The sequence below is a fragment of the uncultured Roseobacter sp. genome (assembly GCF_947501835.1).
Taxonomy (GTDB): Bacteria; Pseudomonadota; Alphaproteobacteria; order Rhodobacterales; family Rhodobacteraceae; genus Roseobacter.
Window position 1 is genome coordinate 399902 of the sequence record NZ_CANMXR010000004.1, and the last position, 14518, is coordinate 414419.

18 protein-coding genes are annotated in these 14518 nt (G+C 60.8%); 16 read left to right on the forward strand and 2 right to left on the reverse strand.

What is annotated here, in order from left to right:
- Window positions 1-62 precede the first annotated feature (62 nt).
- The 8 genes from phnG to phnN are packed head-to-tail and all read left to right on the forward strand — an operon-like array spanning window position 63 to window position 5188.
- A complete protein-coding gene (gene phnG, locus Q1A20_RS10920; RefSeq protein WP_299407531.1) occupies window positions 63-527 on the forward strand; it encodes a phosphonate C-P lyase system protein PhnG in 465 nt (154 codons plus the stop codon).
- Window positions 527-1090 carry a phosphonate C-P lyase system protein PhnH gene (gene phnH, locus Q1A20_RS10925; RefSeq protein WP_299916945.1) on the forward strand — a complete coding sequence of 188 codons (564 nt, stop codon included), beginning with the start codon at window positions 527-529 and terminating at the stop codon, window positions 1088-1090. Before phnG ends, phnH begins: the two co-directional genes overlap by 1 nt.
- A complete protein-coding gene (locus tag Q1A20_RS10930; RefSeq protein WP_299916946.1) occupies window positions 1090-2175 on the forward strand; it encodes a carbon-phosphorus lyase complex subunit PhnI in 1086 nt (361 codons plus the stop codon). Before phnH ends, Q1A20_RS10930 begins: the two co-directional genes overlap by 1 nt.
- The gene (locus Q1A20_RS10935; protein ID WP_299916947.1) at window positions 2172-2318 is read left to right on the forward strand and encodes a hypothetical protein; all 147 of its coding nucleotides are present in this window, start codon (window positions 2172-2174) and stop codon (window positions 2316-2318) included. The genes Q1A20_RS10930 and Q1A20_RS10935 overlap by 4 nt, the downstream gene beginning before the upstream one ends.
- Complete coding sequence (locus tag Q1A20_RS10940; protein WP_299916948.1) at window positions 2315-3169, forward strand: alpha-D-ribose 1-methylphosphonate 5-phosphate C-P-lyase PhnJ; 855 nt, start codon at window positions 2315-2317, stop codon at window positions 3167-3169. The genes Q1A20_RS10935 and Q1A20_RS10940 overlap by 4 nt, the downstream gene beginning before the upstream one ends.
- Window positions 3170-3174: 5 nt before the next feature.
- Window positions 3175-3957, forward strand: a complete 783-nt coding sequence (gene phnK / locus Q1A20_RS10945; RefSeq protein WP_299916969.1) for a phosphonate C-P lyase system protein PhnK — start codon at window positions 3175-3177, stop codon at window positions 3955-3957.
- Window positions 3958-3964: 7 nt separating this feature from the next.
- Complete coding sequence (gene phnL, locus Q1A20_RS10950; RefSeq protein WP_299407567.1) at window positions 3965-4645, forward strand: phosphonate C-P lyase system protein PhnL; 681 nt, start codon at window positions 3965-3967, stop codon at window positions 4643-4645.
- Window positions 4646-5188: a phosphonate metabolism protein/1,5-bisphosphokinase (PRPP-forming) PhnN gene (gene phnN, locus Q1A20_RS10955; RefSeq protein ID WP_299407569.1), complete on the forward strand. Its 543-nt coding sequence runs from the start codon at window positions 4646-4648 to the stop codon at window positions 5186-5188.
- On the opposite strand, the gene Q1A20_RS10960 is transcribed toward phnN, so the two are convergent.
- On the reverse strand, window positions 5167-5832 hold the full coding sequence (locus Q1A20_RS10960; protein ID WP_299407571.1) for a DUF1045 domain-containing protein: 666 nt from the start codon (window positions 5830-5832) through the stop codon (window positions 5167-5169). The two genes, phnN and Q1A20_RS10960, sit on opposite strands and share 22 nt — an antisense overlap.
- Before the next feature lie 53 nt (window positions 5833-5885).
- On the opposite strand from Q1A20_RS10960, the gene Q1A20_RS10965 reads away from it, so the two are divergent.
- Together Q1A20_RS10965 and Q1A20_RS10970 are read left to right on the forward strand one after the other, a co-directional pair.
- Window positions 5886-7031 (forward strand): alpha-D-ribose 1-methylphosphonate 5-triphosphate diphosphatase, encoded by a 1146-nt coding sequence (locus tag Q1A20_RS10965; protein WP_299407572.1) that lies wholly within the window; start codon window positions 5886-5888, stop codon window positions 7029-7031.
- 87 nt (window positions 7032-7118) lie between these two features.
- On the forward strand, window positions 7119-8081 hold the full coding sequence (locus Q1A20_RS10970; RefSeq protein ID WP_299916949.1) for an NADPH:quinone oxidoreductase family protein: 963 nt from the start codon (window positions 7119-7121) through the stop codon (window positions 8079-8081).
- Window positions 8082-8126: 45 nt separating this feature from the next.
- Here the strand turns inward: Q1A20_RS10970 and Q1A20_RS10975 are convergent, their stop codons facing one another.
- Entirely contained in the window at window positions 8127-9104 is a 978-nt protein-coding gene (locus Q1A20_RS10975; protein ID WP_299407575.1) for a DMT family transporter, read from the reverse strand.
- 123 nt (window positions 9105-9227) lie between these two features.
- On the opposite strand from Q1A20_RS10975, the gene Q1A20_RS10980 reads away from it, so the two are divergent.
- The 6 genes from Q1A20_RS10980 (at window position 9228) to Q1A20_RS11005 (ending at window position 14357) form a co-directional block, all read left to right on the forward strand.
- Window positions 9228-9752, forward strand: coding sequence for a CoxG family protein (locus Q1A20_RS10980; RefSeq protein ID WP_299916950.1), 525 nt, complete (start codon window positions 9228-9230; stop codon window positions 9750-9752).
- A gap of 116 nt (window positions 9753-9868) precedes the next feature.
- On the forward strand, window positions 9869-10807 hold the full coding sequence (locus Q1A20_RS10985; protein ID WP_299407578.1) for an ABC transporter ATP-binding protein: 939 nt from the start codon (window positions 9869-9871) through the stop codon (window positions 10805-10807).
- On the forward strand, window positions 10804-11565 hold the full coding sequence (locus Q1A20_RS10990; protein WP_298973389.1) for an ABC transporter permease: 762 nt from the start codon (window positions 10804-10806) through the stop codon (window positions 11563-11565). Before Q1A20_RS10985 ends, Q1A20_RS10990 begins: the two co-directional genes overlap by 4 nt.
- Before the next feature lie 69 nt (window positions 11566-11634).
- Entirely contained in the window at window positions 11635-12432 is a 798-nt protein-coding gene (locus Q1A20_RS10995; RefSeq protein ID WP_299916951.1) for a S49 family peptidase, read from the forward strand.
- A gap of 178 nt (window positions 12433-12610) precedes the next feature.
- Window positions 12611-13555: a calcium/sodium antiporter gene (locus Q1A20_RS11000; protein WP_299407710.1), complete on the forward strand. Its 945-nt coding sequence runs from the start codon at window positions 12611-12613 to the stop codon at window positions 13553-13555.
- A 22-nt stretch (window positions 13556-13577) separates the two neighbouring features.
- On the forward strand, window positions 13578-14357 hold the full coding sequence (locus tag Q1A20_RS11005) for an SDR family oxidoreductase (protein ID WP_299407582.1): 780 nt from the start codon (window positions 13578-13580) through the stop codon (window positions 14355-14357).
- Window positions 14358-14518 lie beyond the last annotated feature (161 nt).

Below are 14518 nucleotides of genomic sequence, written 5' to 3' on the forward strand. Positions count from 1 at the left end.
CGTAAAACATCGCGCTGCGCTATATTTGTCTAGTTGTATAGTAAACCTCAAGAGTTGTCTACATGGCACAGGCGATCAGACAGACCGCAGAACAGCTGGATCGAAAAGAATGGATGAGCCTGCTGGCAAAAGAGCCAGCAGTTCGTCTCGCAGAGCTATGGGCTGCCGCTGACTGCACGCCGGAACACGTGTTTTTGCGGGCACCGGAGCAGGGGGCCGTGATGGTGCGCGGCCGCGCCGGGGCCACGGGCGCGCCCTTCAATCTGGGCGAAATGACGGTGACGCGCTGCACCGCCAGGCTTTCGGATGGCACGGTGGGGCATGGGTACGTGCAGGGCCGCGACAAGACCAAGGCGGTGACTGCCGCGCTGATCGATGCGCTGATGCAGACCGACCAGGCGCGCGTTATCCAAGATGCCATTCTGACGCCGCTCCGGGAAAATGCAGAGGCTGCCGCCCAGACCAAAGCGGCCAAGGCGGCAGCCACCAAAGTGGAGTTTTTCACACTCGTGCGAGGAGAAGACTGATGGCGTCCGAGGCTCTGACCGGGGGCTTTGCCAATGCGCCCCACGCTGCCGCAATCACCTTTCGCGGTGCCATGCGGGCCATGGCGATGCCAGGGGTGATCGAACATATCGAGGGCGCGGCAGGACCCGTGCCGCTCTCTCCTGCCGCTTCGGCCTTGCTCTTGACGCTGTGTGATCCGGAAACGCCGATCTATCTGGGAGGCACACATGACACGGCTGCGGTGCGTGACTGGATTGCCTTTCATACCGGCGCGCCGCTCACCGACCGGGCGCGGGCGATGTTTGCTCTTGGCACATGGGATGCACTGGCCCCGCATGACGCCTATGCGATTGGCACGGCGGAATATCCGGATCGGGCCGCCACGCTCATTGTCGAGATGCCTGCGCTGACGACAGAAGGTGCGCGCCTGACCGGGCCGGGCATCGAAAAGGAGGCCGCTTTGAACCTGCCCGACATCTCGTTCTGCCAGGCCAATGCGGCGCTCTATCCGCTGGGCGTCGATCTGTTTCTCACCCGTGGCAACGCGGTGGCGGCCTTGCCGAGATCGACAAAGGTGCGCTGATGTATGTTGCAGTAAAAGGCGGCGAGCGAGCCATCGACAATGCGCACGCGCTGCTTGCCGAAAAACGCAGAGGTGATACCGCCATCGCCGAGTTGAGCATCGCACAAATTCGCGAACAGCTCAGCCTCGCGGTCAACCGGGTGATGGCCGAAGGATCCCTTTATGACCCCGACCTTGCGGCATTGGCGATCAAGCAGGCGCAGGGCGATCTGATCGAGGCGATCTTTCTGATCCGGGCTTATCGCACGACATTGCCACGGTTTGGCGCCTCTGACCCCATTGATACGGGCAAGATGGCCTGTACCCGCCGCGTTTCGGCCACCTTCAAGGATGCGCCCGGGGGCCAGGTTCTGGGGCCGACCTTTGACTACACCCATCGATTGCTGGATTTCAAACTGATGGCAGAGGGTGACGTGGCGGAGGCGGAGACGGGCACACCACGCAGGGAGCCCACCCCCCACATCACCGAATTTCTCAATGCCGAAGGGCTGATCCAGCAAGAGGCCCCATCGGATGAAACGCCCAGCGATCTGACGCGCGAACCGCTGGAATTGCCCGCTGCCCGGCCCTTGCGGCTGCAATCGCTGACACGGGGCGATGAAGGGTTTATTCTGGGCATGGCCTATTCCACTCAACGTGGCTACGCGCGCAATCACGCCTTTGTCGGGGAGCTGCGCATCGGTTCGGTGCCTGTGGAAATGGACATCCCCGAGCTTGGGTTTTCAATCGAGATTGGCGAGATTGAGGTCAGCGAATGTGAGACCGTGAACCAGTTCAAGGGTTCCAGGACTGAGCCGCCGCAATTCACCCGCGGGTATGGTCTGATCTTTGGCCAGTCCGAGCGCAAAGCGATTTCAATGGCTCTGGTGGACCGCGCTCTGCGCTGGAAGGAATTGGGCGAGGACGACATGGGCGCCCCGGCACAGGACGAGGAATTTGTCCTCTACCACGCAGATAACATCCAGGCGACGGGGTTTCTGGAACACATCAAGCTGCCACACTACGTAGATTTTCAAGCAGAGCTGGAGTTGGTGCGAAAAATGCGTGCCGAGGCACAGACCGGGCTACAGGAGGCTGCGGAGTGAGCTTACTTGTCGTTTTTGTCGCGCGGGTCGCTCCGCCTGCGTTTTCTGTCGAGAATGTAGAGAGCGCAAATCCCAATAACGAAGGCGCAAAATATGGCGGTATCCAAGGCAATAACTCTGTTTTTATAGGGTCGCAAAAATGAATAGTTACAACTTCGCATACTTGGACGAACAAACCAAGCGAATGATCCGGCGGGCGATTTTGAAAGGGCTTGCCGTGCCCGGATACCAGGTGCCCTTCGCCAGCCGCGAAATGCCGATGCCTTACGGGTGGGGCACCGGCGGCGTGCAGGTATCGGCCGCCATCATGACCCCCGCGGATCGTTTCAAGGTCATCGACCAGGGCTCGGATGACACCACCAATGCGGTCTCGATCCGCCGCTTCTTTGAACGCACCGCCGGCGTGGAGGTGACCGAGGCCACCACAGAGGCCACGGTCATTCAGACGCGACACCGCATTCCGGAAATGCCGCTGACCTCGGGGCAGATCCTTGTCTATCAGGTGCCGATCCCGGAACCTCTGCGCTTTCTGGAGCCCTCGGAGGTGGAAACGCGCAAGATGCACAGCCTCGAAGAATACGGGCTGATGCATGTGAAGCTCTACGAAGACATCAGCCAGCACGGCGCGATTGCCACCGCCTACGCCTATCCAGTCAAGGTGGAGGGGCGGTATGTGATGGATCCATCGCCCATTCCGAAATTCGACAACCCCAAGCTGGAAAGCCCGGCCATCCAGCTTTTTGGCGCAGGTCGGGAGCAACGGATTTATGCGCTGCCGCCCCACACCAGGGTGGTCAGCCTGGATTTTGAGGACTTCCCGTTTGAGGCCAGCAAGGCCGATGCCGCCTGCGAGCTATGCGCTGCTGATACCAGCTACCTCGATGAGGTGATCATGGATGATGCAGGCCACCGCATGTTCGTCTGCTCGGACACCGATTTTTGCGCAAGCAGGCGCGCGGCAGGGCACGCCGGTATTCAGGAGGCGGCGACATGAAGGACATGGCGCCGGACGCGGGCGTGCTGCTCTCGGTGCGCGGCCTCTCCAAATTCTACGGGCCTCGGGTTGGCTGCAAGGATGTCAGCTTTGACCTCTACCCTGGCGAGGTCATGGGCATCGTCGGCGAGAGCGGGTCGGGTAAATCGACGTTGCTGAATTGTCTGGCGGGACATTTGCCGACGGATCATGGCGAGGTGCTGTTTTCGGGCCGTGACGGCGGCCTGCGCGACACATTGCAAATGTCGGAACCGGAGCGTCGCATGCTGGGACGCACCGATTGGGCCTTCGTGCATCAGCACGCGCGCGATGGTCTGCGCATGAATGTGTCGGCGGGCGGCAATGTCGGTGAAAGGCTGATGGCCGTTGGCGCGCGTCACTATGGGGCGATCCGGGACAGCGCCATCGATTGGCTGGGCCGGGTCGAGATCGCAGAGGATCGCATTGATGATCGCCCAACGGCCTTTTCGGGCGGCATGCAGCAACGGCTGCAAATCGCGCGCAATCTGATCACCGGGCCGCGGCTGGTCTTCATGGATGAACCCACCGGCGGGCTCGATGTCTCGGTTCAGGCGCGTTTGCTGGATTTGCTACGTGGTCTGGTGCGGGAAATGGGGCTGTCGGCGGTGATTGTCACCCATGATCTTGCGGTGGTGCGGCTGCTGGCGGACCGGTTGATGGTGATGAAAGACGGCCATGTGGTCGAAACCGGCCTGACCGATCAGGTGCTGGACGACCCGCAACATGGCTATACGCAGCTGCTGGTCAGCTCGGTTTTGCAGGTGTGAGGCCGCTATGATTGAACTTCGCAATGTGTCTAAGGAATTCGTGCTGCACAATCAGGACAGCGCGGTCATCCCCGTCATGCAGGGGGCCGAGTTGCAGGTACGCCGGGGCGAATGTGTGGCACTGACCGGCAATTCAGGCGCGGGGAAATCCACCTTGATGCGCATGGTCTACGGCAATTATCTGGCTGATGGCGGGGCTATCGTCGTCGATGGCGTGGATCTGGTGAAAGCGGAACCGCGCGCCATTCTGAGCTTGCGGCGCCAGTCGCTTGGCTACGTCAGCCAGTTTTTGCGTGTGGTCCCTCGGGTGCCCACCTTGGAGGTCGTGGCCGAGCCATTGCTGCGGCTCCGGGGCGAGCGGGATGCGGCGATGGCCCGGGCTGAGGAGCTGCTGACGCTGCTGAACCTGCCGCAACGGCTATGGTCGCTCAGCCCCACCACCTTTTCCGGTGGTGAGCAGCAGCGCGTCAACATTGCCCGCGGGTTTGCCCATAGCTATCCGGCATTGTTACTGGATGAACCGACCGCGAGCCTTGATCCGGTGAACCGGGCCGTCGTCCTGTCGCTGATCGAAGCGGCAAAGGCACGCGGCGCGGCCATTCTGGGTATTTTCCATGACGCCGAGGCGCGCGCGCAGGTCTGCGACCGCAGCATCGACGTGTCACAATTCACCCCAAGGGCCGCGTAGATGGCGGGGCGGCTCATCGGTGTTGTCGGCCCTTCCGGGGTGGGCAAGGATTCCGTGATGGAGGGCCTGTGTGCCATGCGCCCCGATCTGCACCGGGTGCGGCGCTGCATCACCCGGGCCGCGGATGCCGGGGGAGAGGATTTCCAGGCCGTCACCCCGGAACAATTCGCACGTATGCAGGCGCGGGGGGATTTCACTCTGTGGTGGGGTGCCCATGACCTGCGCTACGGCATACCCGCCGGGGTGCATGACGTGCTGGCGCGCGGGCAGGACGCGATTGTGAACCTGTCGCGCGGCGTGTTGCGGGAGGCTCAGGCGAGGTTCGCGCATTTCCATGTGATTTCCCTGACCGCCGCTCCGGAGGTTCTGGCGGAGCGTCTGTCCCGGCGCGGGCGCGAGACCCCGGGCGACATTGCCAACCGGCTGGCGCGTGAGGCGCAGGTCTTGCCCAAAACGCTCGACATCGTCGAGATCCGCAATGACCGCCCGTTGGAGGCCACGCTGGCCGAGATCGCCGCGCTCTATTTTCCGGCCAATGTGTAACGGTGGATTTCGTGAAACATCCCCGCCTCCCCTTCGCCCACAAGTGTGAGGCTATCGACCCCGAAAGGCCGCGGCGGCAGATCGCCGAAATGCGCATTGGCGTCCGCCATCACCTTGCCCCTGAGTTCGCGGGGCAGGGGGCCGGTCAAGGTCATGTGGAATTTGAAGGCCTCCATCACATAAGGATAGCCCCATTGGCGCAGGTTTTCCTCTTGCAATTCGGTCAATCTGGATTGCTTGCGCCGCGCCAGTTCCGCATCGGTGGGGGGGGCGCGAAATGCGTCGAGATCGCGCACCACACAGGCCGCCATGCCCGCCAAGGCGCGCGTATCGCCCACCGGGGTCAGCGCAAGGAACGACCCGAGCTGCGTCAGCGTCAGCCCATCCAGCGCAATGGGTCGCAACGCCTGGCTCAACTGATCCAGAGCCGACATCAGCGCCTCGACGCTTTGCCCTTGCGCAAGCCGAAACGGTGGTTTGAGCGTGCCATGAAACCCGTATTTGCGGGGCCGCGCGGTGATTTCGTCCTCCGGCGCGCCAACGGGGTGCCCGCGCGCAATGTCCCACCCCAGCCAGGCGGCGCCAGCATCCGCAAAAGCCCCTGGGCGGGGCGTGAAATAGATGCCATAGCGGGTGAATTCCATCGGTCTTTGTCCTTCGTCTTCCCAACTTCCTTGCACGTCAGGTTAACACGCCCATGACATCTCAGACCATCTTCGCCAATGCCAAAATCGTGCTGCCCGACGAGGTGGTCCATGGCGCTGTGACCATTGAGGACACGCTGATCACGGCCATTGATCCGGGCGCGACGGTGCCCGCAGGTGCGATTGATTGCGAGGGCGACTTCCTCAGCCCGGGTCTGATCGAGTTGCACACCGACAACCTTGAGCGTCACCTGATGCCGCGGCCCAAAGTGGACTGGCCTCACGACGCGGCGATTGTCGCACATGACACGGAGCTTGCCGGGGTGGGCATTACAACCGTGTTTGATGCGTTGCGCGTCGGATCGATTCTATCCAAGTCCCCCAGCCGCTATCCGCGCTATGCCCGCAAGCTGGCGGATGAGATCGAAAACATGCGCGTCCGCGGCGCCCTGCGCATCTCTCATCATCTGCACCTGCGCGCGGAGGTCTGCTCCGAAACGCTGCCCGATGAACTCAATGAATTTGGCCCTGACGACCGGGTTGGCATCGTGTCCCTGATGGATCACACACCCGGCCAGCGGCAGTTTCGCGACATGGAAAAGTTCGAGGCCTATATCCGCGGCAAACGCGGCATGAGCGCGGATGATTTCCAGACCCATGTGGCCCATTTGACGGATCTGCGCGCCAGATTGGGCACCCTGCACGAAGAGGCCACGGTTTCTGCCACCGCTCGGCTCGGGGCCACCCTTGCCAGCCACGACGACACCACGGCGGGACAGGTCACCACATCTGCGGGGTTCGGCGTCAGCGTCGCCGAATTCCCGACAACGCTGGAGGCGGCGCAGGCCTGTCGTGACCGGCATATTCAGATCATCATGGGCGCGCCCAACCTTGTGCGTGGCGGATCGCATTCCGGCAATATCGCCGCCCGGTCGCTTGCTGAAGAAGGTCTGCTGGATGTCCTGTCGTCCGACTACGTGCCCGCCGCGCTACTTAAGGGGGCGGTGCAACTGGGCGCGATCTGGGGCGATATGGCGCGCGGCCTGGCCACGGTCACCTGCAACCCGGCGGCGGGCATTCATCTGGAGGACCGTGGCAGGATTGCGCCGGGGTTACGCGCGGATCTCACGCGGTTCTGCGTGATCGGCGATGCGCCGATTGTGCGCGGTGTGTGGTCGAACGGGCGCAGGGTCAGTTGACGGCAACGCGCGTCTGAATGCCTCTTGCCAATCGGGTCCGGCTCTGGCCTGATCCGCGCAATTCAGGTCGCTTGGAAGGATCACAGAATGCGCGCGATGCAAGTCACCGAACTCGGCCAACTGCTAAGCCTGCAGGACATTCCAAAACCCGCGCCAGCGGCAGAGCAGGTGCAGGTCAAAGTGCACACCTGCGGGCTGAACTTTGGTGATCTGCTGATCATCAAGGGCACCTATCAGGAAAAGCCGGAATTGCCATTCACGCTTGGCATGGAACTTTGCGGCACGGTGACGGAGGTTGGTGAAGGTGTCACCGATTTGCGGGTCGGACAGCGTGTCGCGGCCTATTGTGGCTTTAATGCTCTGGCGGATTTCGCCGCCATTCCCGCCAACATTTGCGTGCCGATCCCGGATGAGATGACCGACGAGGATGCGGCGGCCTTTCTGATTGCCTATGGCACCAGCCATATCGCGCTCGACTACAAGGCGCATCTGCAGCCGGGGGAGCGGCTCTTGGTTCTGGGCGCGTCGGGTGGCGTGGGGTTGACGGCGGTTGAACTTGGCAAACTGATGGGGGCCGAGGTCATTGCGGTCGCGCGTGGTGAGGACAAGCTGGCCGTTGCCAAATCCATGGGGGCCGATCACCTGATCAATTCGGAAACCGATGACATTCGGGAGGTGGTCAAGTCGCTGGGCGGGGCTGATGTGGTCTATGATCCGATCGGCGGCGATCAATTCAAGGCCGCCCTGCGCGCCTGCAACCCCGAAGCAAGACTCATCCCGCTTGGCTTTGCCTCAGGTGAGGTGCCGCAAATACCCGCCAATCACCTCCTGGTCAAAAACCTGACGGTCATTGGGTTCTATTGGGGCGGATACACACGCGTGAACCCCAAGGTGCTGACTGACAGTTTTGCAGAACTGACAAGGTGGTATGTCGCGGGCAAGATCAAGCCACATGTCAGCAATGTGCTGCCTTTGGAGCAATCGAACGAAGCGCTGGATTTGCTCAAAACCCGCAAGGCGACAGGGAAGGTCGTGGTTCGGGTGGACTGACGGGGGTGTTTTGCCTCCCCGCTGTGTAAGACAATTATCTCGGGATCACCGGCGTCGAACCGGCGCCCGCGCGACGATCCGTGCTTTCTGGCGCTCGCGCAGGAAGACGAACAGTCCCGATCCCAGGATCAGCGCGATGCCCGCCCAGACCTCCCACACTGGCAGCTCCGCAAAGATTGCCCAGCCCCAGAAAACCGCCAAGGGCAGTCCGACATACTCGAAGGGCGCCACCGTGGCGGCATCTGCCAGGCGATAGGCCTGGCTCAGGCAATAGCCGACGACGGCCGCATTGGCGCCCATGCCAATCATCCACCACCAATCCTGCTGTGTAGGCCAGACCCAAGCGCGCAGCAGAAACTGCCAGGACGGGTTATCGACACCTTCAGCAAAGCGGCCATCGCCCGCCACGACGAAAAAGCCCAGCGAGACCACAATAAACGTGGCCTGAATATAGACCGAAAGCGCGGAGGCCTTGCTTTCCACGCCCAGCTTTCGGGTCATCAGCTGGTTCAGCGCATAGGTCAGCGCGGCGAGCACCGGCAGCAGCAGCACCAGCCGCGAGGCCTGCAGGCTGTCCGCGTCTGCCCAGGGGCGCTGCATGATCACGACGCCTGCAAATCCAACGAGCACGGCGCTCATGCGTATGATCCCGACCTTCTCGCCCAGGATCGGGATCGACAGCACGGTGATAAAAAGGGGGGCCGCAAAAAACAGCGCCGTGGCATCGGCGAGCGGGATCGCGGCCAGCGCCACGAAATAACTCATATTGGCAACGACGATCAACAGGCCGCGTAGAATGTGCAGAAACGGCCTGCGGGTTTTCAGGATATGCCACCCGCCTTCCATCTGCACCATGATCAGCGAAAACAAGATCCCGATCCCGGAGCGCAGAAAGACGATTTCATGCAAGGGGTAGCCGCCAGATAACTGCTTGATCAGCATATCATTGATCGAAATCGCGGTTACCCCTGCCAGAACAAACAGGATCGCGAGGCTCGCGCGATTTTGGGGTTGAGCGGTCATGCGCAAGACCTATCAGGCCTGCGGGTGCTGTCGAGCGAAGAAACGACATTGCCGAAATCGCGTTGGCGCATCTGAAAGCTCTGGGCTAGAACGGTTCAAACGCCGCTTGAGAGGAGACAGCCCATGCAGATGTCCGATACCCGCCAGATTGCCGCAACCCCGGCAGAGGTCTATGCCGCGCTGCTCTCGCCCGAGGTGTTGGAGGCCTGTGTGCCCGGTGCCCAAGACGTCACGGGATCGCCCGAAGAAGGCTTTGAGGCGACGGTCGTGCAAAAGGTCGGGCCCGTGAAAGCGACCTTCAAGGGTGCGGTGACGCTATCGGACATGGTGCCGAACGAATCCCTGACCATTTCCGGCGAAGGCAAGGGCGGGGCTGCGGGCTTTGCCAAGGGCGGGGCGGAGGTGCGCATGGTGGCCAAGGATGGCGGCACCGAATTGTCCTATGATGTCCAGGCGAAAGTCGGCGGCAAGCTGGCGCAGCTTGGCAGCCGGATCATCGATGGCTTTGCCAAAAAGATGGCGGATCAGTTTTTCTCCAACCTGCAAAGCACCTTGGAAGGGCCTGCAGCGGAAGGTGAGGCGCTGGCCGAGGATGCCTCCGAAGAGGAGAAAAAGGGCTGGTTGAAGCGGCTGACCGGCAAGTCCTGAGCATCGTATCAGTGCGCAGAAGCGCAATGACGCAGCGTTGTCTGTGCATCGTTGCGCTGTTGTTTCGGCAGGGCGCGCATTAAGTTCCCGCGGAACAGGGAAAGGATCAATCCAGCATGGCGCCCATTCTCAATATTTCTGACCTGCGCAAATCCTACGCTGATGGGTTTGAGGCGCTCAAAGGTGTCAGTCTGCAGATCGAGACCGGTGAAATCATCGCCCTCCTTGGGCCGAATGGTGCCGGTAAAACAACGCTGATTTCCACCATTTGCGGCATCACCACGGCGACCTCCGGGTCGGTGACTGTGGGTGGTCACGATATTCTGAGCGAGTATCGCGCGGCCCGCGCGATGATCGGGCTGGTCCCGCAGGAGATCAACCTCGAACCTTTCGAGAAAGTGATCAACACGGTGCGGTTTTCCCGCGGGCTGTTTGGCAAACCAGCTGATGATGCGGCGTTGGAGCGTATCTTGCGGCAGCTGTCGCTCTGGGACAAACGCGACAACCAGATCCGCGAGCTGTCGGGCGGGATGAAACGCCGGGTGCTGATCGCGAAGGCGCTCAGCCATGAGCCGCGGCTGCTGTTTCTCGATGAGCCCACCGCCGGGGTCGATGTGGAGCTGCGCAAGGATATGTGGGAGATCGTCGAGGGGCTGAAGGCTGATGGCGTGACGATCGTGCTGACCACGCATTACATTGAAGAGGCCGAAGCGATCGCCGACCGCGTGGGGGTGATCGCCAAGGGTGAATTGCTGCTGGTCGAAGACAAGGCCAGCCTGATGGCCCGCATGGGGCAAAAACAGCTCGATGTGCAGCTATCGGAGCCGCTGGATGAGGTGCCTGCGGCCCTGGCCAAGTACAATCTGACCCTCTGCGACAATAACCGCACGCTGACCTACAGCTACGATACGCGGGCTGAACGTACCGGCATCACCAAACTGCTGTCGGATGTCTCTGCCGCCGGTCTGGTCCTGCGCGATGTGGTCACGCGGCAGAGCAGCCTGGAGGATATCTTCGTGGATCTGGTCCATGATGAAGAGGAGGCGGCGTCATGAACTGGACAGCGATCAAGGCAATCTATCTCTTTGAAATGGCGCGCTTCTTCCGCACTCTGGCGCAGAGTTTCATTTCGCCGGTACTGTCGACCTGCCTGTACTTCGTGGTCTTTGGCGCTGCCATCGGCAGCCGCATTCAGGAGGTGGATGGCGTCAGCTATGGGGCCTTCATCGTTCCTGGTTTGATCATGCTCTCGGTAATCACACAGGCGATTTCAAACGCGTCCTTCGGCATCTATTTCCCGAAATTCATCGGCACGATTTACGAGTTGCTCTCCGCCCCGGTGAGCTTTTTGGAGATCGTCGCCGGCTATGTTGGCGCCGCCGCCACCAAGGCGCTGTTCATCGGGGTCATTATCCTGATCACGGCGTTCTTTTTTGTCGACGTGAACATCGCGCACCCTGTCGCCATGATCGCATTCCTGGTGCTAACCTGTCTCAGCTTTGCGCTTCTGGGTTTCATCATCGGCATCTGGGCGGGGAATTTCGAACAGCTGCAACTGGTCCCGCTGCTCATTGTCACACCTCTGGTTTTCCTCGGCGGGTCCTTCTATTCGATCTCGATGCTGCCCCCGATCTGGCAGACGATTTCATTCTTTAATCCCGTCGTTTACCTCATTTCCGGCTTTCGTTGGTCGTTTTTTGGGGCGGCTGACGTGCCGATTGCGCTATCGCTCTGCGCGATTGCCGGGTTCACGACGCTGTGCCTTCTGATCATATGGTGGATTTTCAAAACCGGCTGGCGCATTCGACAATAAAGACGCAGGATCAAACTCAATGGGGTCGCCACCTTGTTTGACAGGGGGTGCCATTCTACATGGGGTCACATGAAACGCTGGATACCCTTTTTGAAATCGGACCCCGTGGTCGCCGTCATCCGCCTGTCCGGGGTGATCAGCGCGTCAGGTCGCGGTGCTTTGAATGATACAAGTCTTGCGCCTGTCGTCGAAAAAGCCTTTTCGCGCGGCAAGCCCTCAGCGGTTGTGCTGGAGGTCAATTCTCCGGGGGGCAGCCCGGTGCAGTCGTCGCTTATTGGCGCGCGCATCCGGCGGCTGGCGGAGGAAAAAGAGATTCCCGTGATCGCCTTTGTCGAGGACGTTGCGGCATCCGGGGGCTATTGGCTGGCGGCTGCGGCGGATGAGATTTACGCGGATGACAGTTCCGTGGTGGGCTCCATCGGGGTGATTTCCGCCTCATTTGGCGCGCATGAGCTGCTGGCACGGCAAGGGATCCAGCGCCGGGTCTATACCGCAGGCAAATCCAAATCCATGTTGGACCCGTTCCGACCGGAAAACCCCGAGGACGTTGAGCGTCTGAAAGGGCTTCTCGAAGATATCCACACCAATTTCAAGGATCACGTCAGCGCCCGGCGCAAGGGAAAGCTGCCCGAGGACCGTGATCTCTTCACCGGCGAAGTCTGGCTGGGTCGCCGTGCAATTGAGCTGGGGCTCATCGATGGCATCGGGCATTTGAAACCGATGATGCAGGACCGCTTTGGCGAAAAGGTCAAATTCCGGCGCTATGGGGTGCGCAAACCGTTTCTGTCGCGCTTCGGCGCGCGCATGGTCGGTGACGCGCTGCACGGGCTGGAAGAACGCAGCGCCTTCGCGCAGTTCGGTCTGTAGCCTTTATGATTTTCAAGATTGTCACCCTTTTCCTCGTCGTCATGGGCGTTCTGGCCATGTTTGGCAAAATGCATTGGCTTGGCGGGAAAAGACTGGCGAATGCCAAATGCCGCCATTGCGGGCGCTACCGTATCGGGCGTGGGCCATGCGGCTGCGGCAAGGGTGATAACGCATGATCATGCCGTGGTTTCTCTGCGGTTTTGGTTTGGTGCTTCTCCTGCTGGCAGGGGATGCGCTGGTCAAAGGTGCGGTTAACCTCAGCCTGCGCCTGGGCGTGCCCGCGCTGATTGTCAGCCTGACCATCGTGGCCTTTGGCACCTCCGCGCCGGAACTGCTGATTTCCATTCAGGCCATCAAGGACAATGCGCCCGGTCTGGCCCTGGGCAATGTCGTGGGGTCCAATACGGCCAATATTCTACTGGTCCTGGGCGTGCCTGCCTTGCTGGCGACCATGCACACCGCCGAGTGTAACACCCGCAAAACCTATAATTTCATGATCCTTGCAAGTGTGCTCTTCATCGGGCTGGCCTTTCGCGGGGTGTTTGATTGGATCGCAGGCCTTGTGCTGCTGACCGGGCTGGCGCTGATGTTGGGGGATGCCTTTCGCGATGCGCATCAGCACCGTCAGGCCTGCAAGGATGACCCGGAAGAAGAGCCGGAAGGCGCCGACCCTGACATGCCCTGGTGGCGCATCTTTGTGTTTCTGGTGCTGGGCCTCATTGGCCTGCCGCTGGGGGCGGATCTGCTGGTGGATAACGCCACGATCATCGCCAAGACCTATGGCGTCTCGGACACCGTTATCGGGCTGACCCTCGTTGCCATCGGGACGTCGCTGCCCGAACTGGCAACCACCGTCATGGCCGCGCTCCGCCGTCAGGCCGATGTGGCCCTGGGCAATGTCATCGGGTCGAACATGTTCAACCTGCTGGCCATCATCGGCATCGCCAGTTTCGTGGGACCCATCCCGGTGGATGCGGGATTCTTGACCTTTGATCTTTGGGTCATGCTCGGCGCCTCTGTCCTTTTGTTCCCGTTCGTCTATCTGTGCTGGAACATCACGCGGTTCTGGGGTGTGATCCTGACGGCCCTCTATGTGGCCTATCTGGTGATCGTTCTCAGCTGACACATCAAAGGGAGTATTCGGTATGGCCACAGCGCTTGTCACCGGGGCCGGCCACCGCATTGGTCATGCCATGGCACTTTATCTGGCGGATCGGGGGTACGACGTGGGCGTGCATTACGCCTCATCCGACAAAGGTGCGCGCGAAACCGTTGCCATGATCGAAGCAAAAGGGTGCCACGCCGTGGCCCTTCAGGCCGATCTGCTGGAGGATGCCCAGACGGAGGCATTGTTTGCCAAGACGGTTGAGCATCTGGGAGGGCCGGTCACCTGTCTGATCAATAACGCTTCGATCTTTGAATATGACACCGTGGAGAGCGCGACCCGCGCGACCTGGGACAAGCACATGCAAAGCAATCTGCGCGCGCCTTTCGTGCTGACGCAGGCGATGGCCGCACAGGGGTTGAAACCGGCTGAGGATGACGCGGGAGAGCCCGTGGCGACAGGATTGGTCATCAACATGGTCGATCAGCGGGTGCGCAAGCTGACACCAGAATTCATGACCTACACGCTGGCCAAGATGGGGCTTTGGGCGATGACGCGGACAACGGCGCAGGCGCTTGCGCCCGCCATACGGGTGAACGGCATCGGACCGGGCCCGACGCTGCAGGGCGGACGCCAATCTGAGGAGCATTTTGCCCAACAACGGGCAAATACAACCCTGGAACGAGGCTCAAATCCGCAGGATATGACCGCCGCATTGGGCTACTTTCTGGATGCGCCCGCAGTCACCGGACAATTGCTCTGTGTCGACGGTGGCCAGCACCTTGCGTGGCAGACGCCGGACGTTCTGGGCGTGGAGTAGGGGTGGGTTGCCGTGCAAGTTTTGCACCGTCTTAACAGGTGTTACAAAACCGTTACCAAAATGTCTTTGTTTTCAAAAACTTGCGCTGGGGAAAAGAAAATACTCAATGAAAACAGAGTGTTGAATATGTGCCTATTTTTTAGGCAAATCGCAGAAATGCC